General features: G+C 41.7%; 18 protein-coding genes. 12 read left to right on the top strand and 6 right to left on the bottom strand.

The window, feature by feature from the left end:
- The first annotated feature begins 268 nt into the window (after positions 1–268).
- From ACFQ21_RS19870 to ACFQ21_RS19845, 6 genes are read left to right on the top strand one after another with little or no spacing between them, the layout of a single operon-like run.
- Entirely contained in the window at positions 269–649 is a 381-nt protein-coding gene (locus tag ACFQ21_RS19870) for a PqqD family protein (RefSeq protein WP_377581637.1), read from the top strand.
- Positions 646–1,671, top strand: coding sequence for a hypothetical protein (locus tag ACFQ21_RS19865; RefSeq protein ID WP_377581635.1), 1,026 nt, complete (start codon positions 646–648; stop codon positions 1,669–1,671). The genes ACFQ21_RS19870 and ACFQ21_RS19865 overlap by 4 nt, the downstream gene beginning before the upstream one ends.
- Before the next feature lie 4 nt (positions 1,672–1,675).
- Positions 1,676–2,395 (top strand): glycosyltransferase family 2 protein, encoded by a 720-nt coding sequence (locus tag ACFQ21_RS19860; protein ID WP_377581633.1) that lies wholly within the window; start codon positions 1,676–1,678, stop codon positions 2,393–2,395.
- Positions 2,379–3,059, top strand: a complete 681-nt coding sequence (locus ACFQ21_RS19855; protein WP_377581630.1) for a glycosyltransferase family A protein — start codon at positions 2,379–2,381, stop codon at positions 3,057–3,059. The genes ACFQ21_RS19860 and ACFQ21_RS19855 overlap by 17 nt, the downstream gene beginning before the upstream one ends.
- Positions 3,059–4,693 (top strand): ABC transporter ATP-binding protein, encoded by a 1,635-nt coding sequence (locus ACFQ21_RS19850; RefSeq protein ID WP_377581628.1) that lies wholly within the window; start codon positions 3,059–3,061, stop codon positions 4,691–4,693. The genes ACFQ21_RS19855 and ACFQ21_RS19850 overlap by 1 nt, the downstream gene beginning before the upstream one ends.
- Positions 4,693–5,889: a nucleotidyltransferase family protein gene (locus tag ACFQ21_RS19845; protein WP_377581626.1), complete on the top strand. Its 1,197-nt coding sequence runs from the start codon at positions 4,693–4,695 to the stop codon at positions 5,887–5,889. The genes ACFQ21_RS19850 and ACFQ21_RS19845 overlap by 1 nt, the downstream gene beginning before the upstream one ends.
- A 48-nt stretch (positions 5,890–5,937) precedes the next feature.
- On the opposite strand, the gene ACFQ21_RS19840 is transcribed toward ACFQ21_RS19845, so the two are convergent.
- Positions 5,938–7,134, bottom strand: a complete 1,197-nt coding sequence (locus ACFQ21_RS19840) for a DUF3592 domain-containing protein (protein ID WP_377581624.1) — start codon at positions 7,132–7,134, stop codon at positions 5,938–5,940.
- Between the two features lie 154 nt (positions 7,135–7,288).
- Between ACFQ21_RS19840 and ACFQ21_RS19835 the strand changes: the two genes are divergently transcribed.
- Both ACFQ21_RS19835 and ACFQ21_RS19830 read left to right on the top strand, forming a co-directional pair.
- Positions 7,289–7,615: an ArsR/SmtB family transcription factor gene (locus ACFQ21_RS19835; RefSeq protein WP_377581622.1), complete on the top strand. Its 327-nt coding sequence runs from the start codon at positions 7,289–7,291 to the stop codon at positions 7,613–7,615.
- A gap of 4 nt (positions 7,616–7,619) precedes the next feature.
- Positions 7,620–8,078: an SRPBCC family protein gene (locus ACFQ21_RS19830; protein WP_377581620.1), complete on the top strand. Its 459-nt coding sequence runs from the start codon at positions 7,620–7,622 to the stop codon at positions 8,076–8,078.
- A gap of 27 nt (positions 8,079–8,105) precedes the next feature.
- Here the strand turns inward: ACFQ21_RS19830 and ACFQ21_RS19825 are convergent, their stop codons facing one another.
- Genes ACFQ21_RS19825 through ACFQ21_RS19805 form a run of 5 tightly spaced genes read right to left on the bottom strand, consistent with a single transcriptional unit; the run spans position 8,106 to position 10,508 of the window.
- Positions 8,106–8,672 (bottom strand): DUF4256 domain-containing protein, encoded by a 567-nt coding sequence (locus ACFQ21_RS19825; protein ID WP_377581617.1) that lies wholly within the window; start codon positions 8,670–8,672, stop codon positions 8,106–8,108.
- 57 nt (positions 8,673–8,729) lie between these two features.
- On the bottom strand, positions 8,730–9,311 hold the full coding sequence (locus ACFQ21_RS19820) for a YdeI/OmpD-associated family protein (RefSeq protein WP_377581615.1): 582 nt from the start codon (positions 9,309–9,311) through the stop codon (positions 8,730–8,732).
- A 6-nt stretch (positions 9,312–9,317) separates the two neighbouring features.
- Positions 9,318–9,701 carry a DoxX family protein gene (locus ACFQ21_RS19815; RefSeq protein WP_377581613.1) on the bottom strand — a complete coding sequence of 128 codons (384 nt, stop codon included), beginning with the start codon at positions 9,699–9,701 and terminating at the stop codon, positions 9,318–9,320.
- A 7-nt stretch (positions 9,702–9,708) separates the two neighbouring features.
- Complete coding sequence (locus tag ACFQ21_RS19810) at positions 9,709–10,176, bottom strand: SRPBCC family protein (protein ID WP_377581611.1); 468 nt, start codon at positions 10,174–10,176, stop codon at positions 9,709–9,711.
- Positions 10,177–10,184: 8 nt separating this feature from the next.
- Complete coding sequence (locus ACFQ21_RS19805) at positions 10,185–10,508, bottom strand: ArsR/SmtB family transcription factor (protein ID WP_377581609.1); 324 nt, start codon at positions 10,506–10,508, stop codon at positions 10,185–10,187.
- Between the two features lie 105 nt (positions 10,509–10,613).
- Here ACFQ21_RS19805 and ACFQ21_RS19800 point away from each other — a divergent pair, with 105 nt between their 5' ends.
- From ACFQ21_RS19800 to ACFQ21_RS19785, 4 genes are all read left to right on the top strand, one after another.
- Positions 10,614–11,714: an ATP-grasp domain-containing protein gene (locus ACFQ21_RS19800; protein ID WP_377581607.1), complete on the top strand. Its 1,101-nt coding sequence runs from the start codon at positions 10,614–10,616 to the stop codon at positions 11,712–11,714.
- A gap of 2 nt (positions 11,715–11,716) precedes the next feature.
- Complete coding sequence (locus ACFQ21_RS19795; RefSeq protein ID WP_377581605.1) at positions 11,717–12,406, top strand: helix-turn-helix transcriptional regulator; 690 nt, start codon at positions 11,717–11,719, stop codon at positions 12,404–12,406.
- Between the two features lie 80 nt (positions 12,407–12,486).
- Positions 12,487–12,903 (top strand): DUF1761 domain-containing protein, encoded by a 417-nt coding sequence (locus ACFQ21_RS19790; protein WP_377581603.1) that lies wholly within the window; start codon positions 12,487–12,489, stop codon positions 12,901–12,903.
- A gap of 110 nt (positions 12,904–13,013) precedes the next feature.
- Entirely contained in the window at positions 13,014–13,592 is a 579-nt protein-coding gene (locus tag ACFQ21_RS19785) for a YdeI/OmpD-associated family protein (RefSeq protein WP_377581600.1), read from the top strand.
- Positions 13,593–13,640: the final 48 nt, after the last annotated feature.

Below are 13,640 nucleotides of genomic sequence, written 5' to 3'. Positions count from 1 at the left end.
AAAAAACGGATTACACCTTGACGAAATGAGTGCAATCAATGAAAAAAGCAGACATCGCTTCAACAAGAACATTGCGCTACTGTTTCATCAACGTTGCAACAACAGGCACTGAGCAATCGTCCTAAAGTATTTTCATTGCACGTGCTGTAACAGAAAGGGGTATATATTTCAGCTTCGCGAATTCCGAATCAACCGAATGTAGCAGGCTTCTATCTGCTCGCCCTTTTATCCTTGCGTATATAATAGCACGCTCTTATATTTAAGCCTTATGACCTATACCATCGATACAAACAAAGTAGTAAGTGAGATTTTTAATGACGAAGCTGTCATTGTGAATTTGGCGAGTGGAGCGTACTATAGCTTTAAAGGATCAGCAATTACAATCTGGCAATTATTAGGCGCAGGCTATAGTGTTGAGGAAATCATTGGACAGTTTAAAGAGACAGAGTCTATCAACAAATTTATAGCGTTCCTGACGCAGGAGAATTTGATTGCACCATCTGATGCAATCGTGAAAGAAACTATACCATTCGATCAGCAATTCATGCTTCCCGAGTATAAAAAATATGACGATATGAAGGATCTTTTACTCCTGGATCCTATTCACGAAGTTGATCAAACCGGCTGGCCTCATAAGAAAGCTGAATGAAAGCTTCAGACCCGGAAATTTTCTTCAATACACTTAAGGCATTATATACAAACTCCGTTGCGCAAAACCCCTCAACCGTTCATGTGCAACTGGCTGAAAAAATATTGACTATAAATTTTTCCAGGCCGGAGTTAAAAGTATATATGCTCGGTTCGCTATCGCATATACGGGTGAATAACGTTTCTTCGTCTGACATTACTATATATTGCTTTGATAGTCCCCTCCTCACATCGTTTCCCTGGCAAGGGCAACAATATGGTGTGCACGGTACCATAGAAGGCTTTAATACTGCACGCTTCCAAACCGCATACCAGCATGGTTCCGGAGCCGTAATGATGTATGATCGCGAAACAAAAGAAGGTATATATTGGATAAGAGACTTTACCGATATTCCGTATTGGGAACGTAGCTTTCCTTTCCGATCTATTTTGCATTGGTGGTCGCGCGATACATCTTACATTTTGTTACATGCAGCAGGTATTGGACAACACCATAGCGCTGCACTTCTCTCCGGGAAAAGTGGTTCAGGCAAGTCCAGTACTACCTTGTCTTGCCTGTTGAGAGATGACCTGCTCATTGCAGGTGATGACTATGTGCTGGTAGATACAGCGACATGTACCCTATATTCACTATACAACTGCGCGAAAGTTGAATGGGACAATTTAGAAAGACTGGATTTTCTAAAGCCACTGGTAAATACAACTATTAAAGAAGCCGAGAAAGCCATGATTTTTATGCATGAAGCTTGTGCAGAAAAAATTATGCAACGCAGCAAGCTTGAGTATGCATTCATTCCCATGGTATGCAAAGCAAATAAGACTTCCATTGTAAAATGTACTGAAGCTGAAGTTCTGAAAAGCATCGCTCCTACTACAATGTTTCAATTACCTTTCGGACAAAATGAAACATTTCAAAAATGTATTACATTAACAAAGAAACTCAGGCCCTATAGAATTGAGCTTGGTACAGATGCCAATGAAATAGCGGCAGCGATCTCGGAGTTTCTGATCGATAAAAATTAATGTCATGTTGCTATCAGTGATTATGCCTGTATACAACGGTGCTGCCTATATAAAGGAAGCTATTGAAAGCATCCTGGCGCAACAGGACATAACCATCGCGCTCGAAATTATTGTCGTTGATGATGGCTCTACGGATTCTACTGCCGATATTATTCATGCATTGAATAGTCCTGTCGTTCGGTATATTCACCAATCAAACAGTGGACCTTCAAAAGCAAGAAACACCGGCATACTTCAGGCACAAGGCAAGTTGATTGCATTTCTGGATGCAGATGATTGCTGGCCTGCCGATAAACTAAAACGCCAACTGTCATTCCTCAGGGAGAATCAAAACGTTGATGTAGTGGGCGGTTTGATTGATTATTTTTATATGCCCGGTTCAGAATATAGAAAGGAACAGATAAAAATAGATAGCCCTGTTTTTAATGTCCAACTCGGTGGACTCATCGTTCGCAAGAACGTGTTTGATCGCGTGGGATATTTTAACGAACAGCTTCGTTTTTCCGAAGATCAGGATTGGGTGCTTCGCGTAAAGGAATCAAATGTTAAGATGACCATTCTGAATGATATTGTTCTTTTCTATCGGATTCATCCGGGGAATATAACCATTCACAAGACACTGAAAGATTTAGGGGTATTGCGGGCATTGAAATTGTCATTAGACAGAAGAAGACAAATGTCTACAGATCCTTTGAAACCAGGTAACGATGAAAGCAAAGATTAGTGTGATTGTTCCTGCCTATAACGCAGGTAAATATATAGGAGAAGCCCTACAGAGTATTCTGGATCAAACTATACCTGTGGATGAAATCATTGTTATAGACGATGGCTCTACAGACAATACCAGAGAAGTAGTTTCTAATTTTCCGGTCCGATATTTTTATCAGACCAATAAGGGAACAGCGGCTGCGTTGAATGCAGGAATAGAACAATCGTCCGGAGAATACCTGGCGTTTCTCGATGCCGATGATCTATGGATGTCTCAACGACTACATCTGCAACTGCAGGCCTTCGAAAAAGATACCGCCTTGGATATGGTGTTTGGCCTGATGCAACAATTCATTAGTCCAGAATTACCGGAAGAAGAGCAGCGTAAAATAGAAGTAAACACGGCAGAAGTAATGGTAGGCATACATAAATCTGCATGGTTAATAAAACGCGAGACCTTGATGCGTGTTGGACTTTTTGCCGGAGGATTTTTACTCGAAGAGTTTACCGATTGGTACGCGCGCTCAAAGGAGAAGAAACTTCATGAGGCCGTTATTCAACACGTGGTTGCCAAAAGAAGAATACATCAGTCCAATACATCTCGTGTTCAAAAGAATATAAAACAAGATTATCCCCGCATCCTGAAAGCTGCGCTGGATAGAAGACGACAGCAAGAGTAATGAAGATTTTAAATTCCATTCGTGTCTTGATCGCTTCCTTCCATCAGAAAATATGGATCGTTGTCATCTTTGCTGTTCTCTTATCAGCGCTTCTTATACCGGTAAGTTTTTTAGTGAAAGTAATTTTTGATCAGGCTATCCCCAATAACGATGTCAATTTGTTGCTGAAGTTAACCGTAGCACTGATCGCACTGATGACATGCAATGGTATTCTCTCGATATATACACGGGCTACAATATTGCGCTATACGAAAGACGCAGTGTCTAATATACGCAACGCTTTGTCTGAAAAATTACTCCGACTGTCTCATGCCTCCTATCAACAGGCTGACATATCCCGAATCCACAAGATTCTTGTTTATGACACCGAGAAGCTTGACAATTTTGCCAACGCTATATTTTCAGTCATGATACCTTCTGCCTGTATAAGCCTTTGCCTGGTGATTATACTGATAATCCTCAATTTACAAATGAGTCTGTTGCTCCTCGCAATTACTCCACTCATTATACTGATTACCGAATTCCTGAGAAGAGCCAGCAAAAAAAGCTTAAGCCAATTTCAAGCATCTTTTGAAAGTTTTCATAAGAAATCCCTTTTTCTTCTTGAGTTCAACAAACTGATCAAAGTCTCATCTACACAACAAAAAGAAGCTGAGCATCATAAAAGTATTGTCCGTGAATTGAACAATTCAAGTCTCCGAATGGCCATTGGCTTCATCAAGATGTCCAATTACCAGGAAGTAGTGTTCTCCGTCAGCAGCATTATACTCCTGGCATGGGGCAGTTATACTGTTATGCAAGGCAGCATGACTATCGGAACGTTGATGTCATTCTATTTTTGCCTCTTCTTGCTGAAACGATATTTGAATACAATTGGCAGTGCACTCCCCTCTGTTATAGAAGGAACTGATTCATGGCAGCAATGCACCCGGTTGTTATCCGAACAGCATGATGAGACCTATACCGGCACAATACAACATGTGTTCGATGGTAAAATTGAATGCAGAGACATTACGTTCTCTTTCGGTGAACTACCCTTGTTTAAAAACTTCAACCTCTCCTTACGTCCCGGTGAGACAACGCTGGTGATCGGCCCCAACGGCTCTGGTAAAAGTACATTGGTAAATCTTATACTGGGCCTATATCAACCGCATGAAGGCACTGTATACGCAAGTGATATGGCCTACACCCAATGGGATATTCAATACCTGCGAAGCAAGATAGCCGTGGTGTTACAGGAAGACACTACATTTCAAGGCACTATACTGGAGAATATAACGTACGGAATTCCCAACGCAGGTCCTGGCGCTGTGCAAGAGGCTGTTCAGTATTCAGGTTTACACGAATTTATCGAGTCTCTGCCTGAAGGACTTCACACGGTTATCGGAGAAAAGGGAGCAAGCCTCTCTGGTGGCCAACGGCAGAAGATTGCTATAGCAAGATGCTTTCTTGCCAAAGCATCGCTTATAATTTTAGATGAACCCACAAACCACCTGGATGAATCTACCGTAGAACTCATAGCAAGCTCATTAAAAAAACAAAAGCATACGCCTTCGGTTCTCATCATCACACACACCGAGCGATTGCGTTCACGCTCAGATCAAGTTATCGAATTAAAAACAGCTTACGCCTGATGCACACCTTACCAAAAAATTTTTACAACCCATTGCCTACTGCGCATCAAACGCTCTTGTTGAAAGCATGCCTTTTGGACAATGGTCAGGCTGTTCAATACTGGGAGAAATGGATGTTGGTAAAGGGCTTCCGTGATCTGACCAGCCAGCCATCAAACGGTATACTTCCCCAGGTTTACGATCGTCTTGATTTCGCCTCTCAGCGTTTACTTGCGTTGCTATATAAAAAGATGTCTGCGGCAGGCGTTAATCATCCGTTGGTCACCGCGCTGAAAGGATACTACCGCTATATATGGGTGCGAAACCAGTTGTTGAAAGATGAACTTAAAAACATCGCTGAGACATTCAACGCGCAAGGTATAAAACACATTGTTATCAAAGGTTTCCCCATGACCGAAGTATACTATAAAGACCTGGGCGTTCGATCAGTATTGGATCTCGATATTATGATCCACCATGATTCCTGGCATCAGGCTCTGAAAATCTTATCCGAAAACAGATGGGTAAGCAAGGAAGCACAGTATACTCCGGAGGCCGTGACGCATAGTCTGCACCACGCAACACACCTTGTTAAAGATCAGTTTGAAATCGACCTTCATATCCGTTTTCATGATTTTCCGCTTACCGAAAATACGGTGGAGAGTTTCTGGAAAGAAGCGATTACTTACAAACCAGGACATAAAATGCTACGCCCGGAACATCAGTTTATCAGTGCCCTTATTCATGGTTATGATCTTGGTGGTGATACTATACTTCGTGCAATTGTCGATACAACCTATATCATTCAGAATACACCCGGGTTTGACTGGAAACTGGTTCTCGAAGTCATACAACAAAATAACCTGCACATTCCCGCGAAGGTGCTCCTGGAATATCTGAACAACGAAGGAATCTGTCCCATACCGGAATATGCTCTGGCAGCATTGCAGAATTATTCTCTCACCAATAAAGAAGCCCGGTATTTCAACCTGCTTACTACACCTGATGTTGGCAACGGGTATAAACTTCTTAAGCTACGGCTATTACAACTCGGCTTGGTAAAAGTATCAATCTTTGAAAAAGTGAAAATTCTGATCAATACCTATAAATACCAATGGGGCGCATCATCGTTATTCACATTAGCATATCGCACAACCCTTGTAATGATTGACAAATTCAAGTCTCCGGAAAAGTCTGTGGTGACAAGAAAATTTTAGAGACAGTCCAATGTAAAATCACATATCACACTATATGAGCGCGTAACATCATTTGCGCCCTTCCTTTGCTTCGATCACGGATACTTGTGTGGATATATCTATATCGCCCACTTGAAATATAAATTTACCAATTCCCAGCGCCCACATAACCAGGGTAACTATAAGTACTTTCTTCATTTCTAATTTCCTGTTCAGTGCCGGTAATAAAAATGTAAGAAGAAGCGAATTCCACATAATTGAAAATATGAGCATACCAATCATGGCATTGGTTATGCCTCTTATTACTACCGATTCTGCCGGGTCATTCTCATTCACATAAATCTGAATGACTTGCGATTGATTCAGCACATTATACAATTCCCCGTAGTGTTCTATATTATTCATTCCGGAGTTAAATGAAACCGAACTTCCCATAAACGTTTGTGAGCTAACGCTATATTTATACTTCATCTCAACCTTGTAGGATGTCGACTCTGAATCACTACTGGAAACCATCTCCACCGAAAGGACTTTTGCATGCACAGGTGTCCAATTCCTTGCCTGAGCGACTTTGCCAAATTGATATAAAGCCAATCCGAATGTGCCGATACCAATTAAAACAAATGGTGTTATAAACAAAACCAGGCAGCCCATTGACTTTATACTTTTCTTCTGACCCGTTGGCTCCGACTCTTTAAGCACCTCCTTAAAACTATTTATATCAGCACTATATATCTCTTGCTGCTCCTGAAAAGTAAGATGTGTATCGGGCGCAATTATATTTTGCAGAAATAATTTGAGCGCCTGTTTTTGTTCCGCGTTCTTCAGATAGAAATTTAATTCATACTTCCTGTTATGAGCGTGGAAGGTAAGTCTATTTTCAGTTCCGTTATAGTGACCAGACTCGTCTTCACCAGGCTTTACTTCGCCATCAAAACCCCGAACCTGTAATTGAGTACCTCGCATCGCTGTCCAAAGAAATTCTTTCTGTCCGGTACTGCTGATGATCTTTACGCCGCTCAGGGTAAATTCAACAAAGAAATCTTTTTGAACCCAGTTCCTGTGATTGAACTTCTCCTTACTCACCAAATTAAAAATGAACAACAATACAAATGCGGCCGGAAGACTTAGCAGCAGCCTTTTGTTCTCAGAAAAAATCCCGATAGCAAAGGGTACAAACATCAGGGCTATAATGATTGCTCCAATCGTTTTCTCCGCTCCCGTTGCCTTCGGTATTAAGGCAATGTTCGTTTTAAAATGATCCACGTTGAAATTAACTGCTTACGCATCAATATAATCACATTTTTACGAACACGCTTGATATCTCGCATCAGTCACACATGACAACTGCTTTTAAAAAATCTCAAAAAATTATGTCGTTAAATGACGGCATGTTATATTGTCGTCAAATGACGACACAATGATTTTAAGACGAGATATTTTCCAAGCTATTGCCGACCCAACCAGGAGATCAATTCTGGCGCTTCTGGCGTCACAGACTATAACTGCTGGTGCTATTGCCGATCAGTTTGACGGAGCACGGTCCACCATCTCCAAACACATTCAAATACTGACGGAATGTGGCCTGGTAGAGTCCAACCAGCAAGGCCGGGAAATATACTATCAGATCAAAATTGAGAAGATGAAAGAAATTGATCTGTGGTTAGATCAGATCCTGAAAATCTGGGAAAACCGCTTTGACAATCTCGATACATATCTGGAAAAAATTCAGAAAAATAAACGATAAAACCATGGAGACTAAACAAAGCAACGAGATACGCAGTACGCGAATATTCAAGGCTCCGATCGACCTTGTATGGGAAGTATGGACAAAACCCGAACACATCGTCAATTGGTGGGGCCCTAACGGATTTACCAATACCATTCACACCATGGATTTTAAAGAAGGTGGTGAATGGACATTAACGATGCACGGACCAGACGGAACAAACTATCCGAACAGAAGTATCTTCAAAGAAATTATACCACTGAAGAAAATCGTGTTCGAGCATTTCAATCCGCACTTCATTACCACCGTTCTCTTTGAATCAAAAGGCGAAGAAACGAAAATAGACTGGTCACTAGAATTTGACACCGCAGAGATGCGTGACATTGTTGTAAAAGCACACAAAGCTGACGAAGGTCAAAAACAGAATCTGGACAAACTCGAACAATACCTGGTGTCGAATGTTCTGAAGCCAAAAGTATAGTATATATAGCGTACGAATTACGAATACTCAGACGCGCAGCGCACCCCGGAACCCTCTCGCAGCATAGTAGGATTCTGCTCCGTTGTGATACAGGAAGACCTGGTCATAACGGCGATCACAAAAGAGAGCGCCTCCAAGTTCACGAACGGCAACCGGAGTCTTCACCCAACTGGATGTTTTCAAATCGAATTCTCCAAGCTCCTGCAGTTCACGGTATTGTTCTTCGGTTAAAAGCTCTATGCCCATGGCAGCCGCCATTTCGATGGCGCTGTTCTTGGGCTTATGTTCTTTTCTCGACTCCAGTGCTTCAGCGTCATAACAGATGCTTCTGCGTCCTTTCGGAGTTTCTGCAGAACAATCGTAGAAAATATACTCGTCCGCTTTTTTATCGTAACCGACAACGTCCGGTTCCCCCCCGCTTATTTCCATTTCACTAAGCGACCAAAGTTTTTCCGCATTCGCATCGAGCTTTGCTTCCACATCTGTCCATTTGAGACTTTTATGGCGTTTCATATTTTTCTCGAAGCGACCTTTCAATATTTTAAGTAATTCATCGCGGTCTTCCGCTGACAATTTCTTTTTACTGCTCTTCATATATATACTATATAGTTTCGGTTTAAAGATTTACTGTTCGTTTATGAATTTCAAATGCTATTCGTCATCCATTCCCCTGCCATCCATAATCTGGTCCATATATTTTTCAACTCTGGCTGCACGTGTCTTGGATTGTTTTGCTGATGAAAAATAAAACAGGTATGCACGTTGCCGGCCCGGTGTAAGAGAACTGAAAGCGTTTTTCAACGCACGGCTCTTGTCAAGTTTACTTTGAAACTCTTCGGGTACCTCAAAGTCTGAGGTCTTTTTAAAATCAACTTTCAAACCAGCTTCCTCAACTTTCACAGCTTCATAGATATAGGACTTCAACGTTGCCTTCAGCTTGATGATCTCCTGTACATTGGTAAAACGAATCTGCCTCGCAGACTGTACGTTCTCCGTTTGTTGAACCAGGATTCCTTTCGGATCTTTCAACAACGCGCCTTTGAAAAGCAGCAGCGCACAATAATCCTTAAACCCATGTATTAAAACTATATTCTTCCTTTCAAACGTGTAACACGGGTTGCCCCACTTCAATTCTTCCGTTAGCTGACAATCAAGAACGATCGACCGCAATGTCTCAAATTCCTTCTTCCATTTCTTAGCTTTGATAAAATAGAAATCAACCTTGGGATTCATGTTACATCATTTTTGGGTTACTAATATTACTTTTCTTTCGGCAGGTCTGAAATACCAGGATACTATTGTAAGTGCCAACAGCAGCAACGAAGGGTATATTTCATTCAGCGTACCCGATGCTACATGTGAAAATGCAGCGCCCGTCATTGAAAAGAAAAAGCCTGCATAAGCCCATTCCTTCACCACCGGAAACCTGGGGACAAGTATAGCTACAACACCTAAAATTTTCCAGACACCTAGTATAGTTAAAAAATAATCAGGATACCCCAGGCGCGCCATTAAATCTATTTCCTCTTTCCTCTTTAACAATTGTACCAGTCCGGTTGATACCATACCCAATGAAAGCCAGAGGGTGGCAATCCAATAGATGATTTTATTTCTCTTTGACATAGTGTTTTTATTTTAGTTTGCTTACTACTTTTTGTAAAAGGTTATGCGCCATATTTATACCCTGCGCGAAAGGTAGCTTCAGCATCTGATCCCTGAGTCCAACAGATTTATATACTATATGTATAGTGAGTTTGCTTGTGTCCTCTGTAATTTTTTCAAACTCAAGAAACTCGAGTTGAGGAGCAAAAGGTGTATTCTCCATTTCAAATGTCCGTGTAATTTTTTGCTCCGGTACAAATTCATGAAACACTCCGCTCGCCTGGAACACCACGTTCCCGTGTTCGTCTCTGGTTTGGTATTGCCAGCCTCCATGTTTTTTACCTTCAAACTTCAGTACGTTCGTACTCATCCATTGCTCAATAATTTCAGGCTCGATATGCGCTCTGAAAAGCAAGTCCAGCGGTAAATCAAACTCACGCGTTATCAGTATGTCGTGCTTGCCTTCTTCGGCATCAATTTTGGTTTTTCGTTCCATGATTATAACTATTTTTTGGGTTTGTATTTTTTCATGATGGACTCTAATTTATTAAACCGATCGTCCCACAATTTGCGAAACGGCTCGATGAAGTCTGCTATCTCTTTGATCTTCTTAGGATTTAGGTGATAATATATTTCTCTTCCGTTTTGTTCTTGCGCCAGCAATTCACACTCGGTAAGTATTTGCAAATGTTTTGAAACCGTTGGTCTCGCTGTATCAAAGTTTGAAGCTATTGCACCTGCTGTCATCGACTGCGAAGCAACCAACAGAAGTATAGCCCTTCGTGTCGGGTCCGCTATGGCCTGAAATACATCTCTTCGTAAATTCATCGTGTAGCTATTTGACTACAAATATACGCGTAGCCACTTAACTACATAATTTTTTAATAAGATTTTTTTAATCTTGAAGAAAATTACCTGATCCAACATATATCGATGAACAAATCCGCGACAACCGAATCAGTGGCTATTCTATACCAGGCTGATACTCCTCCTGCCAAAAACAGAATCATAAAGCCTATGAAACCGGGCGGCTATTCCGATAGTGGAGCAGATATAGGATTCGCTTTAAAACAGGCCGGGATAGATGTTATTACACCGGTTGATTTACCGGATGTCGAGCGAGATCTGGATTGGGTGTTTCCTGATACAAGAAAAGGAATAGCAGATGCACGGGCACGAGGCGCAACGATACTTTGGCTGAATACGGTTTTGTTTGCTGGACATCCCGTTGAGGATGTTATTAACAACGGTATGGCTATTGTCGGACAAGTTCCTCGCGTGGCAGATATCTATGATGACAAGCTTGTTACAAATGAACTTCTGCGGAGCAACCATGTGCCTATACCCGAGTCGGTATTGATACATGCCAATGACGTTGCAAGCATGTCTGTGCCTTTTATATTTCCGGTAGTAATCAAGCCTGTACGAGGTCGCGGAAGCCAGGGAGTTGTTGTAGTTCGGAATGCAGCAGATTTACCTAACGTATTAAACGAGCTGTTCGCGGAGCAACGGTATGGAGATGCTATATATATGGAGCCTTATTTACCCGGAGAAGAAATCACCATCACCGTAATGCCTCCCGGTAATTATATACTGAATGGTAAAGAATGTATATATGAAAAATACTGGAGCCTCCCTCCGGTAAAACGGTTTAATCATCAGGATGGTGTTGCTCCTTACAACGGAGTCGTAGCCGTGATTAACAATAGCAGAGTGCTGAATGAATATGAACTTGAAACTGATCCGATAAAATCAGTGTGCAGGCAGTGTGAACGTGCGGCTTACCTCGTACACGCAAAAGCTCCTGTCCGGATTGATTGTCGGGCAGATGCGACCGGTACGTTCTTTTTATTCGATTTGAACATGAAGCCTAACATGACGGGAGCATCAAGACCCAACCGAATAGGTCAGGACAGTTTAACAGCATTGGCGGCCCGGAAAATCGGATGGAGCTTTACCGACTTGTTGCTCAATATGTTCAGGCAGCGATGGACACTTCACAAGTCAACCGATACCGATACATTTGTGCTATAGCCATGGACAATACCGAGAAAAAACGAATTGCGCGACTGACTGCAATACTTACTCAACTGCAAACGAAAAGACTGATAACGGCCACGGAACTCGCTTCGAAATACGCAGTAAGCGTTAGAACAGTTTACCGAGATATTAAGACGTTGGAACAATCCGGCATCCCGATCATAACGGAAGAAGGCATGGGATATAAACTGATGGAGACCTACAGGCTCCCTCCTGTCATGTTTACCGAGAATGAAGCCAATGCGTTGATTACTGCAGAACAACTGGTGCTTCGGAATAAAGATGCATCGCTTATCAAAGATTACGCAGACGCGATCGACAAGATCAAAGCTGTTCTGAGCCATACTGCAAAAGACAAGGTTAATTTACTGGTCGAACGTACACATACTGATCAGTTAAAGAATATCGAAAGAACGAGTGACAATCTTTCAGTCCTCCAATTCGCACTTACTAATTTTTACCTCACCAAAATAGAATATAGAAACGAAGCAAATAGAATATCCGACAGGATCATAGAACCCTTTGCGTTATTAAGTACCGACAACTGGTTGCTGGTTGCGTGGTGTCGCTTGCGCAAAGAGTTCAGGTACTTCCGTCTTGACCGGATCACAAAACTGGAAGTACTCTCCGAAAAATTTAAACCTCATAACATGACCTTGCAGGAATATTTTGACCGGCATCATTAATTCCTCCTACCCCTGACACAAGGCTGTCGCAGCCCGCTATACTTTTGTTGAATCATTTTAAACTAACAAAGTATCGCATCATGTTTAATGTATTAAAAGACATCAATTGGATCAGCGTTCTCCTTGCCTTTACAGCATACTTCATACTGGGCGCAGTATGGTTCACATTATTTTTCAATAAGCAGTATCGAAGTTCCCTCGGAAAAGAAAATGATCAACAAAAAAATGTCGCCCCTATTTTTATTATAGGTCCGGCATTGTGTTGTCTCGTCATTACTATTGCCAGTGCTATGTTAATGCATTCGCTTCAGATTGACTCCATTGGAAAGGCTCTTCAATTTGCCTTGCTGGTGGGAGTTGGGTACCTCGTTGCCAATACCGTTAATATTGCCATCAATCCCAATATACCCAGGCCGCTCTATTATAGCTTTATCAGTGGAACCTATCACCTCGTTGGCATTGTGATCGTAACGGTTATTCTGGTAGTCATGAAATAGTATATATTTCAATATCTTTTTATGGTAGCGATGCAATGGCGTTGAGACAATGAACAAGCACCTGGCATCCATACTGGTTATTTTCGGATTATGCTAACTTCAAACATGAAATGAAAGAGTCCTCAATCGAATCATTTACCCCTGGCAGTCGGCAGCAATGGCGAAAGTGGTTAGAGAAAAATCATAGTAAAAAACAATCAGTATGGCTCATACTCTACCGAAAGGAATCTGATATACCTACCCTTGACTGGAGTGACGCTGTTGACGAAGCGCTTTGCTTTGGATGGATCGATAGCACTCGAAAATCTATTGACAAAGAAAAATTCATGCAGCGTTTCAGCATACGAAAGCCCAACAGTACCTGGTCGAAAATAAACAAGCAGAAAATCAAACGACTTATGAAAGAAGGGCTTATGACAACAGCCGGGGTAAAAGTAATCGAAGCTGCCAAGGAAAATGGATCGTGGTCTGTTTTGGACGAAGTGGAAGAACATGTTATTCCGAAAGACCTCGAAGATGCTTTTAAAAAGAAAGCCGGTTCAAAAAATCATTTCCTGAGTTTAAGTAAATCGAGACGAAGAGCTATGCTGTTATCGCTGGCCTTAACGAAACGACCGGAAACACGGGCAGCACGCATTTCTAAAATTGCAGAACACTGCGCCAAAAAACTGACAACCGATTTATTTTGACACACTACTCACCGGGAACAAGTTTTTATTAGTCTTATCTATATATAG

The sequence above is a fragment of the Ohtaekwangia kribbensis genome (genome assembly GCF_042676245.1).
In the GTDB taxonomy this organism is placed as follows: domain Bacteria; phylum Bacteroidota; class Bacteroidia; order Cytophagales; family Cyclobacteriaceae; genus Ohtaekwangia; species Ohtaekwangia kribbensis.
This window is presented reverse-complemented; position numbering and strand designations above follow the sequence as displayed.

What these genes read in the sequence shown, in the direction of transcription:
- ACFQ21_RS19790 (WP_377581603.1), top strand. Translation starts at nt 12,487, where the DNA reads ATGTTTAATGTATTAAAAGACATCAATTGGATCAGCGTTCTCCTTGCC.
- ACFQ21_RS19860 (WP_377581633.1), top strand. Translation starts at nt 1,676, where the DNA reads ATGTTGCTATCAGTGATTATGCCTGTATACAACGGTGCTGCCTATATA.
- ACFQ21_RS19830 (WP_377581620.1), top strand. Translation starts at nt 7,620, where the DNA reads ATGGAGACTAAACAAAGCAACGAGATACGCAGTACGCGAATATTCAAG.
- ACFQ21_RS19795 (WP_377581605.1), top strand. Translation starts at nt 11,717, where the DNA reads ATGGACAATACCGAGAAAAAACGAATTGCGCGACTGACTGCAATACTT.
- ACFQ21_RS19815 (WP_377581613.1), bottom strand. Translation starts at nt 9,701, where the DNA reads ATGTCAAAGAGAAATAAAATCATCTATTGGATTGCCACCCTCTGGCTT.
- ACFQ21_RS19825 (WP_377581617.1), bottom strand. Translation starts at nt 8,672, where the DNA reads ATGAAGAGCAGTAAAAAGAAATTGTCAGCGGAAGACCGCGATGAATTA.
- ACFQ21_RS19865 (WP_377581635.1), top strand. Translation starts at nt 646, where the DNA reads ATGAAAGCTTCAGACCCGGAAATTTTCTTCAATACACTTAAGGCATTA.
- ACFQ21_RS19845 (WP_377581626.1), top strand. Translation starts at nt 4,693, where the DNA reads ATGCACACCTTACCAAAAAATTTTTACAACCCATTGCCTACTGCGCAT.
- ACFQ21_RS19850 (WP_377581628.1), top strand. Translation starts at nt 3,059, where the DNA reads ATGAAGATTTTAAATTCCATTCGTGTCTTGATCGCTTCCTTCCATCAG.
- ACFQ21_RS19820 (WP_377581615.1), bottom strand. Translation starts at nt 9,311, where the DNA reads ATGAATCCCAAGGTTGATTTCTATTTTATCAAAGCTAAGAAATGGAAG.
- ACFQ21_RS19785 (WP_377581600.1), top strand. Translation starts at nt 13,014, where the DNA reads ATGAAAGAGTCCTCAATCGAATCATTTACCCCTGGCAGTCGGCAGCAA.
- ACFQ21_RS19835 (WP_377581622.1), top strand. Translation starts at nt 7,289, where the DNA reads ATGATTTTAAGACGAGATATTTTCCAAGCTATTGCCGACCCAACCAGG.
- ACFQ21_RS19800 (WP_377581607.1), top strand. Translation starts at nt 10,614, where the DNA reads ATGAACAAATCCGCGACAACCGAATCAGTGGCTATTCTATACCAGGCT.
- ACFQ21_RS19810 (WP_377581611.1), bottom strand. Translation starts at nt 10,176, where the DNA reads ATGGAACGAAAAACCAAAATTGATGCCGAAGAAGGCAAGCACGACATA.
- ACFQ21_RS19805 (WP_377581609.1), bottom strand. Translation starts at nt 10,508, where the DNA reads ATGAATTTACGAAGAGATGTATTTCAGGCCATAGCGGACCCGACACGA.
- ACFQ21_RS19855 (WP_377581630.1), top strand. Translation starts at nt 2,379, where the DNA reads ATGAAAGCAAAGATTAGTGTGATTGTTCCTGCCTATAACGCAGGTAAA.
- ACFQ21_RS19870 (WP_377581637.1), top strand. Translation starts at nt 269, where the DNA reads ATGACCTATACCATCGATACAAACAAAGTAGTAAGTGAGATTTTTAAT.